Here is a 22154-nt window from a genome sequence, read left to right as displayed (position 1 = left end):
TTGTGACGCTCTATGCACTGTTAGTGACGCGCGCAGCCTGCCGATATGCCTGTGACACTCGACGACCACTCCTAGGCGGCCATGAGGAGGCTCCGCAGTAGGTCTCGGCTACCTTGCGGAGCTGGGCTGTCACGCTGCAGCTCCCCATGGACCTGCGCGTACTCGGCGACGTCTGCGGGCTTGTCGAGATAAAGCGCGCTGGTGAGCTGCTCCACGTAGACAATGTCCGGCAGTCCCTCCTCAGAAAAGCTGAGCAGGGTGAAAGGCCCGGACGCGACCGGATGCCCCGGCGAGTGAAAGGGCATGACTTGTAGCCGCACGTTGGGCCGCTCGGAAAGGTCGAGCAGATATTGGAGCTGCCTGCGCATCACGGCCCGGTTGCCGTACGTGCGCCGCAGCGTCGACTCATCCAGAGTGACCTCGAGTTCGCATGCATCATCGGCGATCAGAGCCTGTTGCCGCTCCAGACGCAGTGCTACCCGGCGATCCACATCAGCCTGTCCCGCACCCGGCGTCGACTGCCGGCACACCACGTGCGCGTACTCCTCGGTCTGCAGCAGCGCATGCACATGCTGCACTTCGTAGGCGCGGATCAATGAAGCCGCGCTCTCCAGGCCCAGATAGGTAGACCACCAGTTGGGCAAGATGTCGGAGTATCGCTGCCACCAACCTGGGGCGTTGGCCTCTTGGGCCATCGACAAGATCGCTGCGCGTACTTCTTCGTCTGCGACGCCGTACAGCGTCAGCAAGGTCTCGACATCCCACCGTTTGAAGCCGACCCGGCCCAGTTCCATCCGGCTCACCTTCGTTTCGGAGGCGCGCAACGAGTGACTAGCCATCTGAAGGGTGATTCCGCTGGCCAGACGCAACTGCCTCAGCTGTGACCCCAGCTGAATGCGCCGCACCACCGGACCGGGCCGTCCGGCACCTAGGTCCTGGACAACCGTGCCGGGCCCCGCGGCCGCTTCTTCAGCACCCGCGACCTTGACGGCGCCTGTGGGCGTCCGTCCGCTGAGCACTTCGGACTCCGGCACGCGGCTGCAGAAGACACCCACGAGAGGGTCTGCACGCCCGCCATCATCGGTGATCTCGGTTCGCCGTTCTCCGATCCTGCGAATGGCACGGGCCTGACTGCGGGAGGTTCGCTCGCGTAGAAGCTGGGCGGCGGGCGAGCCCAGAGACGAACTCTCGAGCAACACTTCGAAGTCATGGTTCTGGTCACCCACACTGCTCACCCCCCTGACGCCGCTGTGCCTTCCTCCTCCACCGATACAGCAGGCCCTCGATGACCCGGGCCGACTTCTCGTCGAGGAGCTCCCGGATTTCCTCCTGCGTGTAGCCATCCACGGTCAGAGCTACCGCCGCCTGCGTCCGCCGGTCTTTGATGGCCCTCAGCTCCTCAAGTACCTGCTGCCTGCTCGCCACCTCGTCGGCAGTGCTGAATGGATGGACCGGACCTTCGTAGACGGCCAGCTGCCCTTGCAGTACACGACGTTGGCGTTCCTTGGTCGCGCGATGCCGGCGGAACTCGTTGGGGAAGGCATACAGGCAGGCACCCATGAAGTATGTGGTGATGCTTGCGCCTCCTTCATAGGCCCAGCGGCCCTCTACAAGGGCCCTCTGACGGAAGGGAGGCAGAGCGCGCGCCACGGTCATCGTCGCCAGGTCCTCGCGAAGATCGCTGTCCGAGGCCAGTTCCTCCAGGTCCAGTTCGTGCGGTGTAAGACCGAAGCCGCGATCAGCCACTAACCGGAAGATGTATCCGGAGTGCATCCAGCCGCGCAGCACTGAAACCCCGTAACGAACCAGCTCCTCGACGAAGTGGTCGTACTCCTGTCCCTGGAAGCCGCAGCGGGCCAGTACCACAACGAGTTGTCGGTCCCTCAGCCTCCGGTCGACGTTCGCCTGCAGCCGCTGGGCTACCCGTCCATGCCGTACGTCCATTCGACGCAGGTCGTCCTCGGACACCGGCGCGCTGAAATCGCTTTTCGCACGGTGTTCTGGAGGTTGTAAGTCCCGGGCGAGCGCTGCGGCGGACTGCTCGTCCGCGACGTCGCCCTGCATGTCCTCTCCCCTCCGCTTGTCTTCGGCTCTCTCTCACGCGGAGGAGGTTGCCTACGTCGCCCCCCTTGTAGGTAGAGAGCGGCGCCATACCCCACGGATCCTCCCAAGATTTATTGCAGGCATACGGGTTGGAGGAGTTCCGTGGGCTGCCGGGCCCGGCGGGACGTAGGAGCGGTCTGCGAGACACACCAACGCACAGGAGACAAACGTGAGTTCCGCACCTGTTGCACCACCGGACCCGCCCGACCCCAAGCCGTTCCTGCCACTACACACCGCTGTGGTGCTCCTGGTGGCGTTCGTCATCGGCTTGGCCGTCGGCGGCCTGAGCTACCTCAATGGCACGCTGGTGCCCGGGGCAGTCCTCGCGGGTCTTCTGAGCGCGGGGGGCAGTGTCCCGGTATTACGTCACCTCATCCATTAACAGGGCTGTTCATGAGGTTGTGCCTGACGAGCCGCTGGAGGTCGGGCAGGCGTCGAAGGGGGTGCTTCGCGGCCACAGCCGGGCTGCTGGCCGATGAGCGGACCCTGGGAGTGCTCTGGCGCGGACTGCGGCTGATGGCGTTGGACGGCACGTGCTGGGGTGCGGCCGACAGTTTGGCGAACAAGAAGGCTTTCGGGCGTCCGGGCATCACCCCGGCCCGGACAGGGAGGCGTTCCCGCAGATCCGGGTGGCCGTCCTGGTGGAGGTGGTCACCGACCGTGACGTGCAGTTACTCGAATGCCTTGCCCGCCACGACTGGCGAGAGTGCCAGTGCGGACACCGCCCTCTCCCTGTGGTCCTGAGCCTGCGCGGCCACGCTGGCAGCCGGCCCAGCATGATCTCGTGCGGGTGGTGTACGGAGCATGGGAACTGTCACCACAGAACAACGAAGGCTCCGACCGAGATCTGGTCGGAGCCTTCGTTTGCCCAGGTGGGCGGCTGCGGAGGATACGAGATTCGAACTCGTGAGGGGTTGCCCCCAACACGCTTTCCAAGCGTGCGCCCTAGGCCTCTAGGCGAATCCTCCGCCGGAAACATTACATGACGCTGGAGGGTGCTAGCGAACTCGTTCGGGCGCCCGGCGATCGGGTAGGCTGGGGCTCAGCCCCTCACGCGGCGCTATCTGACTGAACTCCCCCAGGGCCGGAAGGCAGCAAGGGTAGGTTGGCTCTGGCGGGTGCGTGAGGGGTCTTGTGCTTCCCGGCTGCCACCGAGCACGTCATGATTCCTCGGGGCCCTCCTGACTCCCTCGGCCTCCTGACCCCGTGGCCCCTCTGGCTCGATAGTCCCTGCAGACTGTCGAGGCCCTCCAGTCTCTCCAGGACCTCCAGTCTCTCCAGGACCTCCAGGCTCTCCGGGCCCTGCAGGCCCTCCTTGCCCTCCCGGGACCTCCCGGCCCTCCCGCTCCGGCCGGTCCGCGTTGTCAGTGGGCGCCTATAACCTCGTATGCGTGTCGTCTCTCGCGCTGTACCGCCGCTATCGCCCGGAGTCGTTCGCCGAGGTCATCGGGCAGGAGCATGTAACCGACCCGCTGCAGCAGGCGCTGCGGAACAACCGGGTCAATCACGCGTACCTGTTCAGCGGTCCGCGCGGCTGCGGCAAGACGACCAGCGCACGGATCCTCGCGCGGTGCCTGAACTGCGAGCAGGGACCCACGCCGACGCCCTGCGGGGAGTGCCAGTCGTGCCGGGACCTCGCCCGCAACGGGCCCGGTTCCATCGACGTCATCGAGATCGACGCGGCCTCGCACGGTGGTGTGGACGACGCCCGTGAGCTGCGCGAGAAGGCCTTCTTCGGTCCGGCCAGCAGCCGGTACAAGATCTACATCATCGACGAGGCCCACATGGTCACGTCGGCCGGCTTCAACGCGCTGCTGAAGGTCGTCGAGGAGCCGCCCGAGCACCTGAAGTTCATCTTCGCCACCACCGAGCCCGAGAAGGTCATCGGGACCATCCGTTCGCGGACCCATCACTACCCCTTCCGGCTCGTTCCGCCGGGCACCCTGCGCGACTACCTCGCCGACGTCTGCGGCCGCGAGAACATCCCGGTCGAAGAGGGCGTGCTGCCGCTCGTCGTCCGCGCGGGCCAGGGCTCCGTGCGTGACTCCATGTCCGTCATGGACCAGCTGCTCGCCGGAGCGAGGGAGGAGGGTGTGACGTATGCCATGGCCACCTCCCTGCTCGGGTACACCGACGGTTCGCTGCTCGACTCCGTCGTGGAAGCCTTCGCGACGGGTGACGGAACCGCCGCCTTCGAGGTCGTGGACCGTGTCATCGAGGGGGGCAACGATCCCCGGCGGTTTGCCGCCGACCTGCTGGAGCGGCTGCGGGACCTGGTGATCCTGGCCGCCGTGCCGGACGCCACCGAGAAGGGGCTCATCGATGCCCCCGCCGACGTCCTGGAGCGCATGCAGGCCCAGGCCGGCACCTTCGGCGCCGCCGAGCTGAGCCGCGCGGCCGACCTCGTCAACGAGGGACTGACCGAGATGCGGGGCGCCACCTCACCCCGGCTCCAGCTGGAGCTGATCTGCGCGCGCGTGCTGCTCCCGGCGGCCTACGGGGACGAGCGTTCCGTACTGGCCCGGCTCGACCGGCTGGAGCGGGGCGTCAACTTCTCGGCCGGTGCCGGCATGCCCGCGATGGGGTACGTGCCCGGTCCGGACGCCCATGGTGCGGCCGCCGCGCCCGTTCCACCGGGTGGCGGAGCCGCCGCGGCCCGGGCGGCCGTACGGGCTTCCGGGGCGCCCGGGGCGGGGCAGAGCGCGGGTGCGCCGACCGCCTCCGGCATTGGCGGTCCCGGCGGTCCCGGCGGTCCTGGCGGTGGCGGTACGACCGCTGCGGCTCCGGCAGGCCCGGCGGGCCCCGCAGGCCAAGGCGCGCACTTGGGCCAGCCCGCCTCCCCGCCCGCCCAGCCCTCCGCCCCGGCGGCTTCCGGCGGCGCGCCGCAGAGCGGCCGGCAGCCTCAGCCGCCCCAGACCCCGCCAACCCCTGCTCCCGCACCCGCACCGACCCCCACCGCCCCTGCTCCCGCCGCCGCGAGCCCTTCGCCGCCCCCGCCCTCCGCCCCCGGCGCCTGGCCCACCGCCGCTCCCGCGGGCAGCGGACGCCGCCCCGGCGGCTGGCCCACGGCCACCCCGGCGGGCGGCGGCGCCCAGCCCCCGACCCCCCCGAGCGGGGCTCCCGCGCCCGCCGCCCAGCCGGCAGTGCCCACACCCGCCCTTTCCCAAGGGGCGGAACCCGCCTACGCACCCCCGAGCGGCGGCCTGGACCCCCGCATGCTCTGGCCGAACATCCTGGAGGCGGTCAAGAACCGCCGCCGCTTCACCTGGATCCTGCTCAGCCAGAACGCCCAGGTGGCCGGCTTCGACGGCACCACCCTCCAGCTCGGCTTCGTCAACGCCGGAGCGCGCGACAACTTCGCGAGCAGCGGCAGCGAGGACGTCCTGAGGCAGGCGCTGGCCGAGCAGTTCAACGTCCAGTGGAAGATCGAGGCGATCATCGACCCGTCGGGCGGAGGCGCGGCTGCCCCACCGACAGGCGGCTCCTCCGGCTTCGGCGGAGGCGGAGGCGGTGGCTACGGCGGAGGCGGCGCCGGCGGTTACGGCGCGGGCGGCAGCAGTGGCTACGGCGGTGGCGGTACGACCGCCCAGCGCCCGGCCCCGCCCCAGCCGACGCCCACGGCACCCACCCCGCCCCCCACGGCCTCGGCGACTGCGGCACCGTCCGCCGCGCCCACCCCGGCTCCCCAGCCGTCCGCCGCCCCCGAGCCACCGACGCATGTCGCCCCCGAGGACGACGTCCCCGAGGACGACGATCCCGACCTCAACGAGTCGGCCCTGTCCGGACACGAGCTGATCGTGCGGGAGCTGGGGGCGACGGTGGTCGAGGAGTTCATGAACGAGTAGCGGGACCGGGCCGATGCCGGTTCAGCAAGTTCAGCCCGTCCGGCGTTCGAGGGCGAGGCCCTTACTCGGGGACGAGGCCCCTTCAGGGCCGAAGCGGGGTCTGGGGGCTGCGAGCCCCCCGGGACGGCAGCCCCGGCGCCGGGCCACCTCTTGGAGGAACGTACAGGTCACCAACCCCCCGGCCCCTCGGCGCCTCGCACAAAAACCCCGTTAGGCTGACCCCCGTGAAGGTCCTCGTCATCGGTAACGGCGCCCGCGAACACGCCCTGTGCCGCTCCCTGTCCCTCGACCCCGACGTCACCGCGCTGCACTGCGCTCCCGGCAACGCCGGCATCGCCGAGGTCGCCGAGCTGCACCAGGTCGACGCCCTGGACGGCACGGCCGTATCCGCGCTGGCCACGGAGCTCGGCGCCGACCTCGTGGTCGTCGGTCCGGAGGCGCCCCTCGTCGCCGGGGTCGCCGACGCCGTGCGCGAGGCGGGCATCCCGGTCTTCGGGCCCTCCAAGGAGGCCGCGCAGATCGAGGGCTCCAAGGCCTTCGCCAAGGACGTGATGGCGGCGGCCGGCGTGCCCACCGCCCGCTCCTACGTCTGCACGACCCCCGCCGAGGTCGACGAGGCACTCGACGCCTTCGGCGCCCCGTACGTCGTCAAGGACGACGGCCTCGCCGCCGGCAAGGGCGTCGTCGTGACCGCCGACATCGAGGCGGCCAGGGCGCACGCCAACTCCTGCGAGCGCGTCGTCATCGAGGAGTACCTCGACGGCCCCGAGGTCTCCCTCTTCGCCATCACCGACGGCGAGACGGTCGTCCCCCTCCAGCCCGCCCAGGACTTCAAGCGGGCGCTCGACGGCGACGAGGGCCCGAACACCGGCGGCATGGGCGCGTACTCGCCGCTGCCGTGGGCCGACCCGAAGCTGGTCGAGGAGGTCATGGAGACGGTCCTGCAGCCGACCGTCGACGAGATGCACCGCCGCGGCACCCCCTTCTCCGGCCTGCTGTACGCCGGCCTGGCGATCACCTCGCGCGGCGTACGGGTGATCGAGTTCAACGCCCGCTTCGGCGACCCCGAGACCCAGGTCGTCCTGGCCCGCCTGCAGACCCCGCTGGCCGGCGTCCTGCTGGCCGCCGCCAAGGGCGACCTCGCCGACGTGGCGCCCCTGCGCTGGAGCGAGGACGCCGCGGTCACCGTCGTCGTCGCCTCGCACAACTACCCCGCCACCCCGCGCACCGGCGACCCGATCACCGGCCTCGACGAGGTGGCCGCCGAGGACGCCCCGCACGCCTACGTCCTGCACGCGGGCACCAAGCGCGACGGCGACGCGGTCGTGAGCGCCGGCGGCCGCGTCCTGTCCGTCACGGCGACCGGCGAGAACCTCGCCAAGGCCCGCGACCGCGCCTACACGGCAGTGGCCCGCATCAAGCTCGACGGCTCCCAGCACCGCACGGACATCGCGGCGAAGGCGGCGGGCGCTTAACCGAGGGCGTACCGCGGCCGCTCGCGCTCCCTTCCATGCCCCGGGCGCTCCCGTAAATCCCCGCCCTCGATAAACCCCGAAGGCCCCGAATCCGTCTCAGGATTCGGGGCCTGATCCATGCCGGGTCCTGCCCGACCGGGACGCCCGGATCAGGGGCCTGATCCTCGCTTTCCGTCATCCACCTTTCCCCAAAGCCATTCCATCGAGTGACCGATGCCCCATCCGGCTGACGTGGGTCGAAGCCCCAACTAGGGTGCGGCGCAAGCGTTCCGGCACTTGGCCCACCGGCATTGCGATGTCAGTGGTGGGTGCCACAGTGGGGGAGTGAGCAAAGCCAGGACAGTTCGGACAGCCAGGGCAGCGCGGAGGGGGTGAGGTCCGGCCGTGACCGGTATGGGTGTGGAGGTGGGTGCGCAGGCCGCGCGGGCCCGTGCCCTCGCCGTGCTGCGCATCCGCAGTCGGGCGCTCGCCGTGGCACTGCTGCCCGCGGCGGTCGCCGTGGTGCTGCTCGTCGGCGCCTCCACCGGCCACTTCGTCGGCCCTGGCTGGCATGCCGCCCGCTGGGTGGTGACCCCCTTCGCCGTCCTCGTCCTGCTCGCCGCCGCCGGCATCGCCCTGGTCGTCGCCCGCGCCCGCCCCGCGGTCAGCCCGACGGTCCCGATAGCCGAGGAACAGGCCCCGGACCTGTACCGGATGGTGCGCGACCTCGCCGACCGCCTCGACGTCCCCGCCCCGTCCGCGATAGCGCTCACCCCGGACTGCGACAGCTGGCTGGAGGACCGCACGCACCCGTCCCACGGCCCGCCGCCGGCCGAGGGACGCGACGAGGACGGGCTGAACGGCCTGCACGGTGGAAGCCCGCGCGGCACCCACCGCCGTACGCCCGCCGCCCCCGTCCTCGTCATCGGCTCCCCGTTCCTGTGGTGGATGCGCGTCGGCGAGCTGCGCGCGGTCCTCGCCCCGGTCGTCGCCGGTACGGGACCCTCGGCGCACCCGGACATAGCCCAGGCCCGGCGCTTCGTCCGGGGCCTGGACGCCGCCGTCGCCGTCGCCTCGACGCGTGGCCGCTGCCCGGGGTCGCGGGCGGTGTGCGCGGGCATCGGCTGGGTCGCGCGACTCATGCTGCGCAGCTGCCGGGATCACGCGGCCGAGATGGAGCGGGGGGTGGCCGCCGCGGCGGCCGAGCGTGCACAGGCTGTGGATTACGGACTGCGGATCGTCGCCCAGGAACAGGTCGGACTGGCGTACGCGGGCTGGGACCGGCTGCTCACCCGGGTCGCGCTGCCCGCTTGGCGGATGGGCCGCTGGCCGTCCCGGCTGGACGCGGGCGTCGTCGCGGCGCTCACCGAACTGTCCCGCCGGGACCGTCTGGCCGAGGGATTCGCCTCCCGGCTGGGCGAGCGACCCGCCTGTGACCTGCTCGAAGAGCCCGGTGTGATCGACGAGGCCGCCTCACTCCTGGCCGCCCGCCTCTTCCACGGCGGCCCCGCCGAGCCCGGCCCGGACTGGTCCCCGGTGGACTGGCACGAGTACCCGGAGGAGGTCGTGGACCGCAAATGGCGTACCGACGCGGCCCGCCTCCACCGTGTCCTCGACACCCTCGGCGTCCGTCGCACCACCGACGGCCCGCCCCCGGATACGGACGGTCCGACCCTGTCCCGAGTCCTGGACCACCTCTCGACCCCACCGACGTCCACAGCCCCCGGCCCCACCGCCGCCGGCACCCCTGTCCAGCCTTCAGGACCTGTCCAGCCTTCAGGACCTGTCCGGCCTGCAGAGCCCATCCATCCTTCAGAAGCCGTCCAGCCCTCCCAGCTTCCCGAGCCCTCCGAGCTTCCACAGCCCTCCGAGCTTCCACAGCCCTCCGAGCTTCCACAGCCCTCAAAACCCCTGAACACCCCAAAGCCTTCCAAAGCCTCCCACGAGTCCATGGCCGAAGACGTCCCCCCCGAGGACGACGAAGGCCAGGAGACCGAACGCAGCTCCGCCCTCGCCGCCGGCCTGACCGCCGAACTGGCCCGCGAGGAAGCAGCGACAGTCGCCACAGTCGCGCCCCCCGCCCAGCAGCAGGCATCCCCCGACTTCGGCACGACCTTCCTGGACATCGGCGCGCTCCCCCTCTTCCCGCTCCAGCCGCCCCGCACCGCCCGCGAGTTGCTCACCGACCACGTGACGGCGATGGTGTGCTGCGCCGCGATGGACACCGCCGGTGCCACCCCCGGCCTGGACTGGCTCGACGGCCCCACGCTCCTCATCGACGGCGAGCGGGCGGCCGACCTGACTCCGAGGGTCCTCAGCCTCATCGAGGACGGTGACCCCGCGCCCCTGCGCGCCTGGCTGGTGGAGTCGGGGATACGCCCGGAGAAGCCGGTCCGCCTGGTCTGACGTCCGTACCAGGTCGGAGCCCCCGGTTCCACTTTCGGCCAATTCGCAACGAATAGTGACAGGATGCGTGCGTAATGTGATGTGCTGGGATCGATAGCGCATATGGCAAGGGCTTACGACATACGACAGCCACAGAAACGCCCACGCCACGCGACAGGAACCGCAAGCGCAGAACCGCCCGCATCACCCACAACGCTCAGGGCGGCACCACGGGGGCACGAGGGAGGGGTACGGCCATGGGATCGGAGCAGATCCGCCGCTGGGAGTCGGGAGCACTCGCGCACGCCGTGACGGACCCCTTCGGTCAGGGCCCCGTCCCCTGGCTGCGCGGCAATGTGACGTACTTCGACGACACCGGTCAGGTCGTCCCCTGGTACGTCGACGGCCAGGCCCACCCCCCGACGGCGGGCACCCCAAGGGTCCCCGGCCCGCGCTCCGCCGGAGGCCCGCGCTCCGCCGACGACGTCCACCGCCAGATCAAGGGCTTCACCTCGACCGGCGCGGTGGCTCCCGGTGAGGCCGTCGACTTCCACATCACGGTCGACCCGCCGCAGGAGTTCGCCGTCGACATCTACCGCATCGGCCACTACGGCGGTGACGGCGCCGCCAAGATCACCACCAGCCCCCGCCTCTCCGGCATCGTCCAGCCGCCGCCGCTCACCGCCGACCGCACGGTCTCCTGTCACCACTGGTGGCTGTCCTGGCGCCTGCAGGTCCCGAGCTTCTGGAGCATCGGCGCGTACGTGGCCGTCCTCACCACCGCCGACGGCTACCGCTCCCACATCCCCTTCACCGTCCGCGACAAGCACCCCGCCGACCTGCTCCTGCTCCTCCCTGACGTCACCTGGCAGGCCTACAACCTCTACCCGGAGGACGGCCGTACCGGCGCGAGCCTCTACCACGCCTGGGACGAGGACGGCCGGCTGCTCGGCGAGGCCGACGCCGCCACGACCGTCTCCTTCGACCGCCCGTACGCGGGCGCGGGCCTGCCCCTGCACGTCGGCCATGCCTACGATTTCATCCGCTGGGCGGAGCGCTACGGCTACGACATCGCCTACGCCGACGCCCGCGACCTGCACGGCGGCCATGTCGACCCCACCCGCTACCGCGGTTTGGTCTTCCCCGGCCATGACGAGTACTGGTCGGCGAACATGCGCCGCACCGTCGAGCTCGCCCGCGAGAACGGCACATCCCTCGTCTTCCTCTCCGCCAACTCCATGTACTGGCAGGTCGAGTTGGGGCCCTCCCCGTCCGGCGTCCCCGACCGCCTGATGACCTGCCGCAAACGCCAGGGCCCCGGCCGCCCGGTGCTCTGGCGGGAGATCGACCGCCCCGAGCAGGAGGTGATCGGCATCCAGTACGCGGGCCAGGTCCCCGAGCCGCACCCCCTGATCGTCCGCAACGCCGACCACTGGCTGTGGGAGGCGACCGGCGCCCACGAGGGCGACGAGATCGCGGGCCTGGTCGCGGGCGAGGCCGACCGCTACTTCCCGCGCACCCCGCTGCCCGAGCACGAGGAGCGCATCCTGCTCGCGCACTCCCCGTACACCGACAAGGAGGGCGTCCTGCGCCACCAGGAGACGTCTCTCTACCGCGCCCCCTCCGGCGCCCTGGTCTTCGCGTCCGGAACGTTCGCCTGGTCCCCGGCACTGGACCGCCCGGGCCACGTCGACGCCCGTGTCCAGCGCGCCACCGCGAACCTCCTGGACCGCATCTGCAAACGTGACTGAACCGCAAACGTGACGGAGCCCTGCTGAAACCACCCCCGTCCGTGACCGATCCCCGACATACGGGAGAATCGATTCCACTTGGACAGAACCACGGGGAGGAACCGTGTCCGGATTCGTAGAAAAGCCCGAGCCGATCCAGGTTCCGGGCTTGGTGCACCTGCACACCGGCAAGGTGCGCGAGCTGTACCAGAACGAGGCGGGCGACCTCGTGATGGTCGCCAGCGACCGCATGTCCGCCTACGACTGGGTGCTCCCCACCGAGATCCCGGACAAGGGCCGCGTCCTCACCCAGCTCTCCCTGTGGTGGTTCGATCAGCTCGCCGACCTGATCCCCAACCACGTCCTGAGCACCGAGGTGCCCGCCGGCGCCCCCGCCGACTGGGCGGGTCGCACCCTCGTGTGCAAATCGCTGCAGATGGTCCCGGTCGAGGCCGTGGCCCGCGGCTATCTCACCGGCTCCGGCCTGGTCGAGTACAACGAGTCCCGCACCGTCTGCGGCCTCGCCCTCCCCGAGGGCCTGGTCGACGGCAGCGAACTGCCTGCCGCGATCTTCACCCCGGCCACCAAGGCGGCCGTCGGCGAGCACGACGAGAACGTCTCCTACGAGGAGGTCGCCCGCCAGGTCGGCGCCGACACCGCCGCCCGGCTGCGCCAGGCCACCCTCGCCGTCTACTCCCGCGGCCGGGACATCGCCCGCGATCGCGGCATCATCCTCGCCGACACGAAGTTCGAGTTCGGCTTCGAGGGGGACACGCTGGTCCTCGCCGACGAGGTCCTCACCCCGGACTCCTCCCGCTTCTGGCCGGCCGACCAGTGGCAGCCGGGCCGCGCGCAGCCGTCGTACGACAAGCAGTTCGTCCGCGACTGGCTGACCTCGCCGGAGTCCGGCTGGGACAGGAAGAGCGAGCAGCCCCCGCCGCCGCTGCCGCAGGAGGTCGTGGAGGCGACGCGGGCGAAGTACGTGGAGGCGTACGAGCGTCTGACCGGCACCAGCTGGTCGTAGCGCGAGAGCCCCCGGCGACGACGGACGTCCGGGGGCCACCGCGAAAGCCCCCGGACGACAGCGGGCCGGAGGCAACGCAAAAGCCCCCGGCCGGAACCGGGGGCTTCGCACTGGAGCGGACGACGAGGCTCGAACTCGCGACCTCAACCTTGGCAAGGTTGCGCTCTACCAACTGAGCTACGTCCGCACTGCGCCGTGGCGCGAGAGCAACTATACCCAACCTCGCTCGCGTGCGAGACGCACCGCGGCGTGCCGGTTCTCCGCCCCGAGCTTGGAGACGGCGGACGACAGATAGTTCCGCACGGTCCCCTGCGACAGCGCCGCCCGCTCCGCGATCTCCGCGACGGGCGCCCCGTCGGCGGCCAGTTCCAGCACCTCGGCCTCCCGCGCGGTCAGCGGCGAGTCCCCGGCGGCGATCGCGTCGGCGGCCAACTCGGGGTCGACGTAACGGTTTCCGGCGTGCACGGTACGGATGATCTCGGCGAGCCGCTGAGCGCTGACGGTCTTCGGGACGAACCCGCGCACACCCGCCGCAAGGGCCCGCTTCAGATGCCCGGGCCGGCCGTGACTGGTCACGATCAGCACCTTGCAGCCGGGCAGTTCGGCGCGCAGGGATGTGGCGACCTTCACACCGTCCGCCCCGGGCATCTGAAGATCCAGTACGGCGACGTCCGGTTCGTGCGCCCGTGCCATCGCGAGCGCCTCCGTCCCGCTCGCCGCCTCGGCGACGATCACGAGATCGTCCTCCAGCGAGAGCAGCGTGGCGAGCGCGCCCCGGATCAGATGCTCGTCGTCGGCGAGCAGCAGCCGTACCGCCCCGGTCGTCCGGTCGGTCATGCGGCGACCTCCCGCACGTCCGATGAAGCCCCCGCCAGCGGCACCTGCGCCACCAGCCGGAACTTCCCTTCACCGACCCGGCCGGCCTCCAGCGTGCCGTCCACCGCGGCCAGCCGCTCCCGCAGCCCGGCGAGCCCGGAGCCGCCACCCCCGTCGGAGGCTCCGGCAGCCCCGTCGTTCTCCACCGTCAGCACCACACGCCCCTCGGACACCCGCACTCCCACCTGACACCGCCCGGCATCTCCGTGCCGCAGCACATTGGTGGTGGCCTCCCGCACCACCCAGGCCAGCGCCGACTGCACCCCGGCCGGCAGCCCGGCCGCCTCCCCGGTCACCTCGCACTCGATCCCGGCCGCCGTCAACACTCCTTGCGCGCCCGCGAGTTCGACCCCCAGGTCGGCCTCCCGGTATCCGCGCACGACGTCCCGCACCTCGCGCTGCGACTCCTGCGCGATCCGCTGCACCTCGATCATCTGCTCCACGGCCTCGGGCCGCCCGCGCCGCGCCAGCTGCACGGCGAGCTCGCTCTTCAGGGCGATGACCGCCAGGTTCCGCCCCATCACGTCGTGCAGATCCCGCCCGAACCGCAGCCGCTCCTCGGCGACGGCGAGCCGGGCGCGGGTCTCGCGGGCCTCGTCGAGTTCGTAGACGGCGTTGAGGAGCCAGACGGAGAAGACGGCGCTGAAGGCCATGAACCCGCCGCCGACCAGCACGGCAAGCACGCTGAGCAGGGCGGCGGGGGCAGGCACGCCCAGCGGGAAGCCCACCAGTCCGGCGCCCGCCGCGAAGCCCCCGACGATCGCGTAGACGCGCCGCCGACTGCGCACCCCGAGCGCGACGATGCCCGCCCCATAGATCAGTACGACGCCGAAGAGCCCGCCCGCAGCGGAGTCGACGTCGTCACCGTCAGGACCGTGCTCGGAGATGACGAGGGCCGTGACGGCGATCGCCGCGGTGACGGCACCCAGCGTCCACAGCAGCCGGACGGGCTGCTCACGGCGACCCCGCACCCAGTCCAGCGCCCGTGACACGGTCAGGGCGCAGAGCGCCGCGTGCGCGCACACCATGAGCACCAACCAGCCGCCCAGCTGGGAACCGACCGCGCCGGCCATGGGCGGTCCGACCGCCAGCACCTCGATCACCGCGAAGGAGTGGAACGAACCCCGGGTGTACGTCTCCACCTTCGCCGGCGTGCTCTTGCGCCGCCACCATCCCCCCGCTCTGCGCATGTTCCCGCTCCCCGTACGTCAGCGCCTGGGTTCCCAGCGGAACCACCGCCGTACAGCAAACACTCCCAGGGCCGTCCAGGCCAGCGCGGTCATGACAGGGCCCACCGTCTCGTACAGCGAAAGCTCACCGGTCCACCCGCCTCGCACCAGCGTGATCACCGGCGACAGCGGCAGCAGTTCGCACACCGACGCCACCCGGTCGGGCAGCACCTCCAGCGGGATCGCCATGCCGGAGCCCAGCATCGAGACCAGCATCACCGGCAGCGTGGTGACCTGGGCGCTCTCGGTCGTGCGGGTGAACGCCGAGGTGACCGCCGCGAGCGAGGCGCACAGCACGAGGCCCAGCAGCAGAGCCAGTACGGCGAGATGGGCGGCCCGGGGTGCGGGGACGTCGAGGAGGACCGTGCAGCCGACCGCCAGAAGGAGGGACTGCACAAGGCCCGTGGCGACCGCCGGCAGCGCCGACCCGGCGAGGATCTCGGTGTCCCGCAGCTCACCGGTGCGCAGCCGTTTGAGCACGAGCTCCTCGCGCCGCGCGGTGAAGACGCCGACGAGCGCGCCGTACACCGCGAAGAGCAGCGAGAAACCGATCGCGGCGGGCAGGACGACGGTGCCGACGGTGAGGCCGGACTTCTCGAGGTCCATGTCCTTGGTCGCGGACCACACGCTGAACGGCAGCACGAGCGGCACGAACAGGGCGGCGACGAGGGTTCCCCTGCTGCGCCCGAGCAGGGTCAGCTCGGCGCGGGCCAGCGCCGTCATCCGGCCCGCCGGGGTGGTGACCGTACCGCTCATGCCGCGTACTCCTTCGCATCCACGGAATCGCCGGCCGCCTCCCGCGCGATCCCCAAAAACGCCTCCTCCAGCGAGGCCGACCGCACATCCAGCCCGCGCAGCTCGACCCCGGCCCCCTCGGCCCACACCAGCAGCCTGGTCGCCGCCCGCTGCATCTGACGCGTCCGCAGCCGTACGACCCGCCCGTCGACCTGGTGCCCGGTCACGCCCAGCTCACCGAGCGGCGGCAGATCCCCCAGGAAGTAGCCCTCGGGTAGCTCGAAGGAGATGCGCGACGGATGGGCCGCGGTCACCTCGGCCGGAGTGCCGGTGGCCGCGATCCGCCCCTCGTGCAGGATCGCCAGCCGGTCGGCGAGCTCCTCGGCCTCCTCCAGGTAGTGCGTGGTCAGCAGCACGGTCGTACCGGCCTCGCGCAGCTCCCGCACCAACTCCCAGGTGTCACGGCGCCCTTCGGCGTCAAGGCCGGTCGTCGGCTCGTCCAGGAACAGCACCTCGGGATCCCCGATCAGCGCGAGCGCCAGGTCGAGGCGCCGCCGCTCACCCCCGGACAACTGCTTGACCCGTACGCCGGCCTTACCGGCCAGCCCCACAAGCGCGAGTACCTCCCCCTCGGGCCGCGCCCCGCTCACACACCCCGCCCACATCCGCGCGGTCTCGGCGACGGTCAGCTCGGACGGAAACCCGCCCTCCTGCAGCATCACCCCGGTCCGGGGCCGTACGACGTCCCGCTCGGCGTAGGGATCGTGCCCGAGCACCCGCACGCTTCCCCCGGCCGGCCGGGCGAGCCCCTCCAGCAACTCGACGGTGGACGTCTTGCCCGCCCCATTGGTGCCGAGCAGCGCGAAAACCTCCCCGCGGTCCACGGAGAAGGTGACGCCCCGCACCGCCTCGAACCCGCCCCCGTACACACGCCGCAGGTCACTGACCTCAATCACGTGTTCGTGTTCGTCGATGTTCATGACTTCAGCGTCCCGGCGACGCGGGCCCGGCAGCAGTGCGCGCTGTCACCACTCCGCATGACAAATGTCAGGCGGACGCGTGGGTACATGAAAAACCCCGGTCCACAGGACCGGGGTTTGTATCAAGAGCGGACGACGAGGCTCGAACTCGCGACCTCAACCTTGGCAAGGTTGCGCTCTACCAACTGAGCTACGTCCGCATTGCTCCCGACCAGCTCTCACTGATCGGTGCGAGCACCAGCCTACCTGATCCACATGAGTGGTTCGTACGGCGATGCAGAGCGGGTGACAGGAATTGCACACTGCGCCTTCCCCCTGGAAGGGGGATGTTCTGCTACTGAACTACACCCGCAAGCTCCCCGAGCTGGGCTTTCTGCCCCGCCCGGCGGCGTGTCCCAGACATTAGCTGATCGGCAGGGGGGTAGCGCAAGTCGGTTGTCGCCAGGGCCCGCTGACGGGCCCTGACCCACCCGGCCGTCGGCGTCACTGCGCCGCGCTGAACGCCTCGTACACCTTCTTGGGGATCCGGCCGCGCGCCGGCACCTCCATCTTGTTGGCCTGTGCCCAGGCCCGGACGGCCGCCGGGTCCGGGGCGACCTCGGTCTGCTTGTACGCCTTGCCTGACTTCGACCGCTTGCGGCCGGCCTCCACGTAGGGCGCGAGCGCCTTACGCAGTTTCTTGGCATTGGCTTCATTCAGGTCGATCTCGTACGACTTGCCGTCGAGTCCGAAGGCGATCGTTTCCGCCGCTTCTGAGCCGTCGATGTCGTCAAAGAGCGTGACCACGACCTTCTGCGCCACGAATATCGGTCCCTTCGTACGGCACGGTGACAATTCATTTGTACAGTGCCCGACAATGCGATGTGAAGCTCGACTAAATCCTTCCGCGTGTCCGAGCGCAATAGGTATCGGGTGTCGATCCGGGATCTTTTCCGGAACTTTTCGCCGAACCCTGCCCTTGGCCCCGCCAGTGACGGCCATCACGTAGTTTCCTACAAGTCGACGCGCGTAGAAATTTTGTGCGGGTAGTCTGAAACCACCTGCAGGAACCTGCTCAGCACCACACCACCGGGAGTGCACGTGGCACGCGTCGTAGTCGACGTCATGCTCAAGCCGGAGATCCTCGACCCCCAGGGCCAGGCGGTGCAGCGCGCACTGCCGCGGCTGGGTTTCGAAGGCATCTCGGACGTACGTCAGGGAAAGCGATTCGAACTGGAAGTTGACGGGCCGGTCGACGAGGCCACGCTCGCCCGCATCCACGATCTTGCGGAATCCTTCCTCGCCAACACCGTGATCGAGGACTTCACCGTCCGGGTCGAGGAAGTCGCGGAGGCCACGAAGTGACCGCTCGTATTGGCGTCGTCACTTTCCCGGGTTCTCTCGACGACCGGGACACGCAGCGTGCGGTCCGCCTCGCGGGTGCCGAACCGGTTGCCCTGTGGCACAAGGACAAGGACCTCAAGCAGGTCGACGCCGTGGTGCTGTGCGGCGGTTTCTCGTACGGCGACTATCTGCGCGCCGGGGCCATCGCCCGCTTCTCGCCGGTGATGGACACGGTCATCGAGCAGGCGAAGGCCGGTCTGCCGGTCCTCGGCATCTGCAACGGCTTCCAGATCCTCACCGAGGCCCACCTCCTCCCGGGCGGGATGCTCGGCAACGACCATCTGCACTTCATCTGCAAGGACCAGAAGCTGCGGGTGGAGAACGCCAGCACCTTCTGGACCAGCGACTATGAGCAGGGTCAGGAGATCAGCATCCCGCTCAAGAACATGGACGGCCGCTACGTCGCCGACCAGTACACGCTGGACAAGCTGGAGGCCGAGGGCCGGGTCGCGTTCCGGTACCTCGCCCGCGGCGAAGCCGCTGATGGATACGGCAACCCGAACGGCTCGCTCAACGACATCGCCGGCATCACCAACGAGGCCGGCAACGTCGTAGGCCTCATGCCGCACCCGGAGCACGCCGTCGAGCCCCTCATCGGGTCGGGCCGCACCGACGGCCTCCCGTTCTTCACCTCGATCCTCAAGAAGCTGGTCAACGCATGAGCCGGACGCCTCTGGACACGGTCGAGCACGCGGCCGCGACCCCCGACGTCGAGCTGCCCTGGGCCGAACTCGGCCTGAAGAAGGACGAGTACGAGCGGATCGTCGAGATCCTGGGCCGCCGCCCGACCGGCGCCGAGCTCGCCATGTACTCGGTCATGTGGTCCGAGCACTGCTCGTACAAGTCCTCCAAGGTCCACCTCCGCCAGTTCGGCAAGAAGGCCCCGCAGAGCGACGCCCTGCTGGTGGGCATCGGTGAGAACGCGGGCGTGGTCGACGTCGGCCAGGGTTACGCGGTCACCTTCAAGGTCGAGTCGCACAACCACCCCTCCTACGTCGAGCCCTACCAGGGCGCCGCGACCGGCGTCGGCGGCATCGTGCGCGACATCATCGCGATGGGTGCGCGCCCGGTCGCCGTCGTGGACCCGCTGCGTTTCGGCGCGCCGGACCACCCGGACACCAAGCGCGTCCTGCCGGGCGTCGTCGCCGGCATCGGCGGCTACGGCAACTGCCTGGGCCTGCCGAACATCGGCGGCGAGGTCGTCTTCGACGCCTGCTACCAGGGCAACCCGCTGGTCAACGCGGGTGCCATCGGTGTGATGCGGCACGAGGACATCCACCTCGCGAAGGCGTCCGGCGCGGGCAACAAGGTCATCCTGTACGGGGCCCGGACCGGTGGGGACGGCATCGGTGGTGCCTCGATCCTCGCGTCCGAGACCTTCGACGACGCCAAGCCCTCGAAGCGCCCGGCCGTCCAGGTCGGCGACCCCTTCCAGGAGAAGCTCCTCATCGAGTGCACCCTGGAGGCCTTCCAGGAGAAGCTGGTCGTCGGCATCCAGGACCTGGGTGCGGCGGGTCTGTCCTGCGCCACGTCCGAGCTGGCCTCGAACGGCTCCGGCGGCATGCGCGTCACCCTGGACGACGTCCCGCTGCGCGACTCGACGCTCTCGCCCGAGGAAATCCTCATGAGCGAGTCGCAGGAACGCATGTGCGCGGTCGTCGAGCCCGGCAAGGTCGACCGCTTCCTGGAGATCTGCGAGAAGTGGGACGTCATCGCCACCGTCATCGGTGAGGTGACCGACGGCGACCGCCTGGAGATCTACTGGCACGGCGGCAAGATCGTCGACGTCGACCCGCGGACCGTGGCGCACGAGGGCCCGGTCTACGAGCGCCCGTACGCCCGCCCGTCCTGGCAGGACGAGCTGCAGGCCGACGACGCGAACAAGCTGCCCCGGCCGGGGACGAGCGAGGAGCTGAAGGACCAGGTCCTGAAGCTGGTGGCCTCCCCGAACCAGGCCTCCAAGAAGTGGATCACCTCTCAGTACGACCACTTCGTGCAGGGCAACACCGTCCTCGCCCAGCCCGAGGACTCCGGAATGATCCGCATCGACGAGGAGACCGGCCTCGGCGTAGCCATCGCGACCGACGGCAACGGCCGGTACGCCAAGCTGGACCCGTACGCGGGCGCCCAGCTGGCCCTCGCCGAGGCCTACCGCAATGTGGCGACGACGGGCGCCAAGCCGCTCGCGGTCTCCGACTGCCTGAACTTCGGCTCGCCCGAGGACCCGGCGGTGATGTGGCAGTTCGCGGAGGCCATCCGCGGCCTGGCCGACGCCTGCCAGCAACTGGGCACCCCGGTGACCGGCGGCAACGTCTCGCTGTACAACCAGACGGGCGAGGTGGCCATCCACCCGACCCCGGTCGTCGCGGTCCTCGGCGTCATCGACGACGTGGCCCGGCGCACGCCGGTCGCCTTCCAGGAGGAGGGCCAGCTGCTGTACCTCCTCGGCGACACGCGTGAGGAGTTCGGCGGTTCGGCCTGGTCGCAAGTGGTCCATGACCACCTGGGCGGTCTGCCGCCCAAGGTCGACCTGGAGCGCGAGCGGCTCCTCGCCGAGATCCTGATCTCCGCCTCCCGCGACGGCATGATCGACTCCGCGCACGACCTGTCCGACGGCGGCCTGATCCAGGCGGTCGTGGAGTCGGCGCTGCTCGGCGGCAAGGGCGCGCGCCTGATCGTCCCGGATGGTCTGGACGCCTTCACCTTCCTCTTCTCCGAGTCGGCGGGGCGCGCGGTCGTCGCCGTGCCGCGCTCCGAGGAGGTCCGCTTCAACGACATGTGCGGTGCGCGGGGCCTGCCGGTCACCCGGATCGGTGTTGTCGACGGTGACTCGGTGGACCTCCAGGGCGAGTTCGCGCTCACGCTGGAGGAACTGCGCGAGGCGCACGAGGCGACGATCCCGGCGCTGCTCAAGTAGTCAGCGGTCTTACGGCTCCGAAGCCCCCGTCCGGTCCGCCGGGCGGGGGCTTCGTCGTGCGGTGGACCGACCGCCGCCTCTCACGGTTGCACGTAATTACGTAGTTCCGTAATCTGTGGGTCGTGGACCTCGAACAGCGAGTCGCAGACCTGGAACGCCGATTCGCCGCACTGGAAGCGGCCGACCGGCCGGCTCCCCGTGTCGGCGACGGGGATTTCTGGGCGCTGGAGACCCTGAAGGAGCAGCTGTCGCAGGCGGGCGTCGTGGACGGGGGCGTCCTGTTCACCGGCGCGGTACGGCTGCCGACCGAGGAGCAGTACTCCTGGCAGCAGACCGCGTTCGTCGAGGACCTGCTCGACGACGACTGGCCGGAGGCCGCCGACGTCTTCGCGGCGCTCGGCCATCCGGTACGGCTGCGGCTGCTCCGCGAGGTCATCGGCGGCCGGCGCACCGCGGCCGAGCTCGCCGAACTGGAGCAGATCGGCACGACCGGCCAGATCTACCACCACCTGCGCCAACTCACCGCCGTGGGCTGGCTGCACACCACCGGACGCGGTCGCTACGAGGTGCCGCCGGGGCGGGTCGTCCCGCTGCTGGTGGCGCTGGCGGCGGCCCGGCCGTAACTCATCGAGAGTCATCGAAACAGGGGGAAACCATGTCCGCACGCAAGCTCGCCATGATCGCCTTCCGGCTCCTGCTGATGGCCTTCTTCGCCGTGATCACCGCCGACGCCTGGCTCCACTTCGACTATCCGCACTGGTGGAACTTCCTGCCGCTGGTGCTGGCGTTCACCCTCGTCGCCGTCGTCAACCGCACCGGCCGCACACCAGACGGCCCGCCCAAGGAACGCGAGCCGATCGAGGTCGAACCGCCCGTCACCGGCCGCTGGTCGGCGCTCAACAGCCCGGCCGACCGCACCCCGAGCCACGGCACGCACGCCTACGGCCAGACCTACGCCATCGACATCGTCGCCGAGCCCGAGCCCGGCGCCCGCCCAGGGTTCAGCGCGCTGTGGCCGCTCGCCCGGCGGAGCTCCGACTTCCCGGCCTTCGGTGCCCCGCTGCTGGCGGTGGCCGACGGCACGGTCGTACGGGCCGACGACCGGCAGCGCGACCATCTGAGCCGCACCTCGCTGCCCGGGCTGCTGTATCTGATGCTCGTCGAGGGGTCGGTGCGCGAGATGGCCGGCGTCCGGCGGATCGTCGGCAACCACCTCGTCCTCGACCTCGGCGACGGCACCCACGCTCTCTACGCGCACCTGAGCCGAGGCTCGCTCGCCGTCGCCGAGGGCGACCGCGTGCGCGCCGGCCAGGTGCTCGCCCGGTGCGGGAACTCCGGCAACTCCAGTGAGCCGCATGTGCACTTCCAGCTGATGGACGGCCCCGATCCGGACACCGCCCGCGGCCTCCCCTTCACCTGGCGCGGTCTCGGCATCCCCCGCAACGGCGAGTCGTTCGAGGCGCCCGCGGCGCGGCCGCAGCCCGCATAGGCTT

At 70.5% G+C, this 22154-nt stretch carries 17 protein-coding genes, 4 tRNA genes and 1 other RNA gene; 11 read left to right on the top strand and 11 right to left on the bottom strand.

What is annotated here, in order from left to right; all coding sequences use genetic code 11:
- Positions 1-71: 71 nt before the first annotated feature.
- From ACIBAG_RS42310 to ACIBAG_RS42300, 3 genes are all read right to left on the bottom strand, one after another.
- Positions 72-908 carry a helix-turn-helix domain-containing protein gene (locus ACIBAG_RS42310; RefSeq protein WP_399113099.1) on the bottom strand — a complete coding sequence of 279 codons (837 nt, stop codon included), beginning with the start codon at positions 906-908 and terminating at the stop codon, positions 72-74.
- A 310-nt stretch (positions 909-1218) separates the two neighbouring features.
- Entirely contained in the window at positions 1219-2064 is an 846-nt protein-coding gene (locus ACIBAG_RS42305) for a hypothetical protein (protein ID WP_399113009.1), read from the bottom strand.
- Positions 2065-2986: 922 nt separating this feature from the next.
- Positions 2987-3071: transfer RNA gene (locus tag ACIBAG_RS42300), tRNA-Ser, on the bottom strand.
- Positions 3072-3147: 76 nt separating this feature from the next.
- On the opposite strand from ACIBAG_RS42300, the gene ffs reads away from it, so the two are divergent.
- The 6 genes from ffs (at position 3148) to ACIBAG_RS42270 (ending at position 12541) form a co-directional block, all read left to right on the top strand.
- Positions 3148-3238, top strand: an RNA gene (gene ffs, locus ACIBAG_RS42295) — signal recognition particle sRNA small type.
- A gap of 256 nt (positions 3239-3494) precedes the next feature.
- Positions 3495-5948: a DNA polymerase III subunit gamma and tau gene (locus ACIBAG_RS42290; RefSeq protein ID WP_399113007.1), complete on the top strand. Its 2454-nt coding sequence runs from the start codon at positions 3495-3497 to the stop codon at positions 5946-5948.
- 224 nt (positions 5949-6172) lie between these two features.
- On the top strand, positions 6173-7423 hold the full coding sequence (gene purD / locus ACIBAG_RS42285; protein ID WP_399113005.1) for a phosphoribosylamine--glycine ligase: 1251 nt from the start codon (positions 6173-6175) through the stop codon (positions 7421-7423).
- A gap of 384 nt (positions 7424-7807) precedes the next feature.
- Positions 7808-9808, top strand: coding sequence for a hypothetical protein (locus ACIBAG_RS42280; protein WP_399113003.1), 2001 nt, complete (start codon positions 7808-7810; stop codon positions 9806-9808).
- A gap of 236 nt (positions 9809-10044) precedes the next feature.
- Positions 10045-11538: a N,N-dimethylformamidase beta subunit family domain-containing protein gene (locus tag ACIBAG_RS42275; RefSeq protein ID WP_399113001.1), complete on the top strand. Its 1494-nt coding sequence runs from the start codon at positions 10045-10047 to the stop codon at positions 11536-11538.
- Positions 11539-11641: 103 nt separating this feature from the next.
- Entirely contained in the window at positions 11642-12541 is a 900-nt protein-coding gene (locus tag ACIBAG_RS42270; RefSeq protein ID WP_399112999.1) for a phosphoribosylaminoimidazolesuccinocarboxamide synthase, read from the top strand.
- A gap of 111 nt (positions 12542-12652) precedes the next feature.
- Here the strand turns inward: ACIBAG_RS42270 and ACIBAG_RS42265 are convergent.
- The 8 genes from ACIBAG_RS42265 to ACIBAG_RS42230 form a co-directional block, all read right to left on the bottom strand.
- Positions 12653-12728: transfer RNA gene (locus ACIBAG_RS42265), tRNA-Gly, on the bottom strand.
- A 23-nt stretch (positions 12729-12751) separates the two neighbouring features.
- The gene (locus ACIBAG_RS42260) at positions 12752-13378 is read right to left on the bottom strand and encodes a response regulator (RefSeq protein WP_399112998.1); all 627 of its coding nucleotides are present in this window, start codon (positions 13376-13378) and stop codon (positions 12752-12754) included.
- Positions 13375-14607: a sensor histidine kinase gene (locus ACIBAG_RS42255; protein WP_399112997.1), complete on the bottom strand. Its 1233-nt coding sequence runs from the start codon at positions 14605-14607 to the stop codon at positions 13375-13377. The genes ACIBAG_RS42260 and ACIBAG_RS42255 overlap by 4 nt, the downstream gene beginning before the upstream one ends.
- Positions 14608-14625: 18 nt before the next feature.
- Positions 14626-15402: an ABC transporter permease gene (locus ACIBAG_RS42250; RefSeq protein ID WP_399112994.1), complete on the bottom strand. Its 777-nt coding sequence runs from the start codon at positions 15400-15402 to the stop codon at positions 14626-14628.
- Complete coding sequence (locus ACIBAG_RS42245) at positions 15399-16361, bottom strand: ABC transporter ATP-binding protein (protein ID WP_399112992.1); 963 nt, start codon at positions 16359-16361, stop codon at positions 15399-15401. The genes ACIBAG_RS42250 and ACIBAG_RS42245 overlap by 4 nt, the downstream gene beginning before the upstream one ends.
- A 127-nt stretch (positions 16362-16488) precedes the next feature.
- A tRNA-Gly gene (locus ACIBAG_RS42240) sits at positions 16489-16561 on the bottom strand.
- An 80-nt stretch (positions 16562-16641) separates the two neighbouring features.
- Positions 16642-16713: transfer RNA gene (locus ACIBAG_RS42235), tRNA-Gly, on the bottom strand.
- 131 nt (positions 16714-16844) lie between these two features.
- Entirely contained in the window at positions 16845-17162 is a 318-nt protein-coding gene (locus ACIBAG_RS42230) for an Lsr2 family protein (protein ID WP_398811952.1), read from the bottom strand.
- 279 nt (positions 17163-17441) lie between these two features.
- On the opposite strand from ACIBAG_RS42230, the gene purS reads away from it, so the two are divergent.
- From purS to ACIBAG_RS42205, 5 genes are all read left to right on the top strand, one after another.
- Complete coding sequence (purS, locus tag ACIBAG_RS42225; protein WP_399112990.1) at positions 17442-17705, top strand: phosphoribosylformylglycinamidine synthase subunit PurS; 264 nt, start codon at positions 17442-17444, stop codon at positions 17703-17705.
- A complete protein-coding gene (gene purQ / locus ACIBAG_RS42220; protein WP_399112989.1) occupies positions 17702-18406 on the top strand; it encodes a phosphoribosylformylglycinamidine synthase subunit PurQ in 705 nt (234 codons plus the stop codon). The genes purS and purQ overlap by 4 nt, the downstream gene beginning before the upstream one ends.
- Entirely contained in the window at positions 18403-20661 is a 2259-nt protein-coding gene (purL, locus tag ACIBAG_RS42215) for a phosphoribosylformylglycinamidine synthase subunit PurL (protein ID WP_399112987.1), read from the top strand. Before purQ ends, purL begins: the two co-directional genes overlap by 4 nt.
- 122 nt (positions 20662-20783) lie before the next feature.
- The gene (locus ACIBAG_RS42210; RefSeq protein WP_399112985.1) at positions 20784-21284 is read left to right on the top strand and encodes an ArsR/SmtB family transcription factor; all 501 of its coding nucleotides are present in this window, start codon (positions 20784-20786) and stop codon (positions 21282-21284) included.
- 32 nt (positions 21285-21316) lie between these two features.
- Positions 21317-22150, top strand: coding sequence for a M23 family metallopeptidase (locus ACIBAG_RS42205; protein WP_399112984.1), 834 nt, complete (start codon positions 21317-21319; stop codon positions 22148-22150).
- The last annotated feature ends 4 nt before the right edge of the window (positions 22151-22154 follow it).

Source organism: Streptomyces sp. NPDC051243, from assembly GCF_044455405.1.
Classification (GTDB): Bacteria; Actinomycetota; Actinomycetes; order Streptomycetales; family Streptomycetaceae; genus Streptomyces.
The sequence above is the reverse complement of the archived record's forward strand: the minus strand, read 5'-3'. Positions and strand labels throughout refer to the sequence as shown.